Below are 3284 nucleotides of genomic sequence, written 5' to 3'. Positions count from 1 at the left end.
ACTCTATCAGACTCTTTCGTGTCCGATTTTCCTCGGTGCTTTCGAGGTTCTGCGCTTTCGCGCTTTCCCTTTCCGGCGGTTCCGACTCTATCAGAAGTTTTCCACCGGATTTCCCGGCTTCGGATTCCTGATCGGAGAGTCGATTGCGCCCCAATGGAATTGGATTCCTTAGGGGGCGAGAGAGATTTTAAACCATCACTGCCGAACTTGTCCAGTTCGAGGCAACCGTTCGAATCTACCTCCCCACAGCCACCGTGTCAACAGTGTTTGCGGGACGACGAGGAGACTAGCAGCTCAGCAGGCTTGTACGCACATCACGCCGCAGTGGGCAGGGTCGCCGTACGGTCCGCTTCCTCGACGTCGCCGGCGTCGCCCTCGCGGGAGGCGCGGCCGCCCAGGACGAAGACGTAGACCAGGAAGGCGGCCTCGGCTGCGATGCCGATGCCGATGCGGGCCCAGGTCGGGAGGCCCGACGGGGTCACGAAGCCCTCGATCAGGCCCGACAGGAAGAGGACCACCGCCAGGCCGATGGCCATGCCCAGGGCCGCGCGGCCCTGTTCGGCGAGGGCCGTGCGGCGCGTGCGGGGGCCCGGGTCGATGACCGTCCAGCCCAGGCGGAGCCCCGTGCCCGCGGCGACGAAGACCGCGGTCAGTTCGAGGAGGCCGTGCGGGAGGATCAGGCCGAGGAAGACGTCGAGGCGGCCGGCCGAGCTCATCAGGCCGATGCCGACGCCCAGGTTCGCCATGTTCAGGAAGAGGATCCAGAGGACCGGCAGGCCCAGGAAGGCTCCCAGGACCAGGCAGACCGCGGCGGCCTGGGCGTTGTTCGTCCAGACCTGGGCGGCGAACGAGGCCGCCGGGTGGCTGGAGTAGTACGTCTCGTACTCGCCGCCCGGTCTGGTCAGTTCCTTGAGGTGGTCCGGGGCGGCGATCGCGCCCTGGACCTCGGGGTGGGTGGCTATCCACCAGCCGATGAGGACGCCGAGTGCCGTGGAGAGCAGCGCCGTGGGTATCCACCAGCGGCGGCTGCGGTACACGGCCGCCGGGAAGCCCGCGGTGAAGAAGCGGGCCGCGTCGCGCCAGCTCGCGCGGCGGGTGCCGGTCACGGTGGCCCGGGCGCGCGCGACGAGCTGTGTGAGCCGGCCCGTCAGCATCGGGTCGGGGGCGCTCGACTGGATCAGGGAGAGGTGGGTGGAGGTGCGCTGGTAGAGCGCGACGAGCTCGTCCGCCTCCGCTCCCGTGAGGTGCCGGCCACGGCCGAGGAGCTGCTCCAGGCGGGCCCACTGCGCCTGGTGGGCGGCCACGAAGACGTCGAGATCCATTCGCTTTCCGCTCCCCTGCCCCTGACCACACGGTTCGGCCTACTGCTCCTGCGGCCAGCTTGGCAGACTGGAGCGCACAGGGGCGGGTCAGGTCGGGGAAAGGTGCAGTGGTGAGCGATCTGGTGACGGGGGACGCGGTCGTCCTGGGTCTGAGGTCGGCGCGGCTGCCGAGCCGGGCCCTGGCCGTCCTGCTGGACCTGTTCGTGTACGTCGGCTGCTACCTGCTCGTCACGCTCGCGCTGGTCTTCGCGACGGCCTCGCTGGACGACGCCGCGCGGGCGGCCGTGTCGGTGGCGAGCCTGCTGCTGGTGCTGGTCGGCGTGCCGATCGCGGTCGAGACGCTGAGCCACGGGCGGTCACTGGGGAAGCTCGCCTGCGGACTGCGGGTGGTCCGCGAGGACGGCGGTCCGATCCGCTTCCGGCACGCGCTCGTGCGGGGGGCCATGGGGGTCGTGGAACTGCTGATGACCTTCGGGACCATCGCCTGCATCGCCTCGTTGGTCTCCGAACGCGGACGGCGGCTCGGTGACGTGTTCGCGGGGACGCTGGTGATCCGGGAACGGGTGCCGGGGGCCCGGGTCATGCCGGTGCCGCCTCCGCCGCCCTGGCTGGCCGGGCGGTTCGGCGGCCTGGACCTGTCGGCGGTGCCGGAGGGGCTGTGGCTGGCGATCCGGCAGTACCTGACCCGGATGAACCAGCTGGACCCGCACACGGGTGCCGCGATGGCGGCCCGGCTCGCGGACGACGTGGTGGCCCGGACCGGGACGCCGCCGCCGGCCGGGGTGACGGCCGCCGCGTTCCTGATGGCGGTGGTGCACGAGCGGCAGACCCGGGACGCGGCGCGGGCGTTCGCGGTGCAGGTCCCGCACGGGCCCGGGCCGATGACCGCGCCGGTCGCCGGGCCGGTCTCCGGGCCGTACGTCGCGCCGGTCTCCGGGCCGTTCGCGGCGCCGATGTCCGCACCGGTCACCGCGCCGGCGCCGGCGGCTGCGGCGCCGCCCACCGTTCCCCCGACCCCCGCGCCGACGCCCGCTCCCGCTCCCGCTCCCGCCGAGGCTCCCGTACGGCGGACCGGGTTCGCTCCGCCCGGTTAGATCCCGGGGTCCTCGTCGGCGTCGTCGCTTTCGGGGAAGGCGGACGGCGGGGTCTCCAGGTGTTCGAGTTCGATGCCGGGCGCCGCGAGGACGACGTCCCCGGCGATGTGGACCGTGTGCACCTCGCCGGTGTCGAGGGTGGTGACCCGGTACTCGTCCACCACGAGCGGGCCGCTGTCCGTCGGGTGCTCCGCCCGGGACACCAGGGCCCAGGCCTGGTCGACCGTACGGGCCGCGAGCACCGGGTCGGTGAGGGCGAGCAGGCGGACGCGGGTCGCGGGGGCGCCGGGCGCGAGGCGCAGCAGGCGGGCCGTGGCGATGAGGAAGGCCGGGGAGGTGCCGGTGAATCCGGGGGCCCGGACGTTGCCTTCGGTGGCCTCGGTGCCGGTGGGGTCGGTGCGGACCCAGGTGACCCCGTCGACGGCGGCGCCGCGGACCTGCCAGCCGCCCGTGTTCAGTTCGAGGCGGATGGGGCGGCCGAGGGCGTCGACGGCCAGGTCGACCGAGCCGCGGTGGCCGCCGTCGGGGTGGGTCAGCTGGGCGACGTAGCGCCATCCCGAGGGGCCGGGGGCGCAGTGGAAGTGCTCCTCGCCGAGGGGGGTGTGGTCGTGCGGGTCGTGGAGCGAGTAGCGGCCGCGGGGCATGGGGCTGGGTCCTTGCGTGCGTACGGAGGATGCGTACGGAGGTACGGGGCAGGCCCCCGGCGGAGTGCCGGGGGCCTGGCTCGGTGCTGTGGATCCGTGGGGATCAGTAGCGGTAGTGGTCGGGCTTGAACGGGCCCTCGACCTTGACGCCGATGTAGGCGGCCTGCTCCGGGCGCAGGGTGGTGAGCTTGACGCCCAGCGCGTCGAGGTGGAGGCGGGCGACC

General features: G+C 72.7%; 4 protein-coding genes. 1 reads left to right on the top strand and 3 read right to left on the bottom strand.

Going from position 1 to position 3284, the window contains the following annotated elements; genetic code table 11:
• Positions 1 to 314: 314 nt before the first annotated feature.
• Positions 315 to 1322 carry a stage II sporulation protein M gene (locus ABZW32_RS39310; protein ID WP_356225652.1) on the bottom strand — a complete coding sequence of 336 codons (1008 nt, stop codon included), beginning with the start codon at positions 1320 to 1322 and terminating at the stop codon, positions 315 to 317.
• A 110-nt stretch (positions 1323 to 1432) separates the two neighbouring features.
• On the opposite strand from ABZW32_RS39310, the gene ABZW32_RS39305 reads away from it, so the two are divergent.
• Positions 1433 to 2416 carry an RDD family protein gene (locus tag ABZW32_RS39305; RefSeq protein WP_356225650.1) on the top strand — a complete coding sequence of 328 codons (984 nt, stop codon included), beginning with the start codon at positions 1433 to 1435 and terminating at the stop codon, positions 2414 to 2416.
• Here the strand turns inward: ABZW32_RS39305 and ABZW32_RS39300 are convergent.
• Both ABZW32_RS39300 and ABZW32_RS39295 read right to left on the bottom strand, forming a co-directional pair.
• On the bottom strand, positions 2413 to 3060 hold the full coding sequence (locus ABZW32_RS39300) for a hypothetical protein (protein ID WP_356225648.1): 648 nt from the start codon (positions 3058 to 3060) through the stop codon (positions 2413 to 2415). The two genes, ABZW32_RS39305 and ABZW32_RS39300, sit on opposite strands and share 4 nt — an antisense overlap.
• Positions 3061 to 3163: 103 nt before the next feature.
• On the bottom strand, positions 3164 to 3284 hold a 121-nt coding region (locus ABZW32_RS39295; protein ID WP_356225654.1), incomplete at its 5' end, for an adenosylhomocysteinase.

Source organism: Streptomyces sp. NPDC004667 (assembly GCF_040609475.1).
GTDB lineage: Bacteria > Actinomycetota > Actinomycetes > Streptomycetales > Streptomycetaceae > Streptomyces.
This window is presented reverse-complemented; position numbering and strand designations above follow the sequence as displayed.

Coding starts and splice junctions, on each gene's coding strand:
- ABZW32_RS39310 (WP_356225652.1), bottom strand. CDS start 1,322: ATGGATCTCGACGTCTTCGTGGCCGCCCACCAGGCGCAGTGGGCCCGC.
- ABZW32_RS39300 (WP_356225648.1), bottom strand. CDS start 3,060: ATGCCCCGCGGCCGCTACTCGCTCCACGACCCGCACGACCACACCCCC.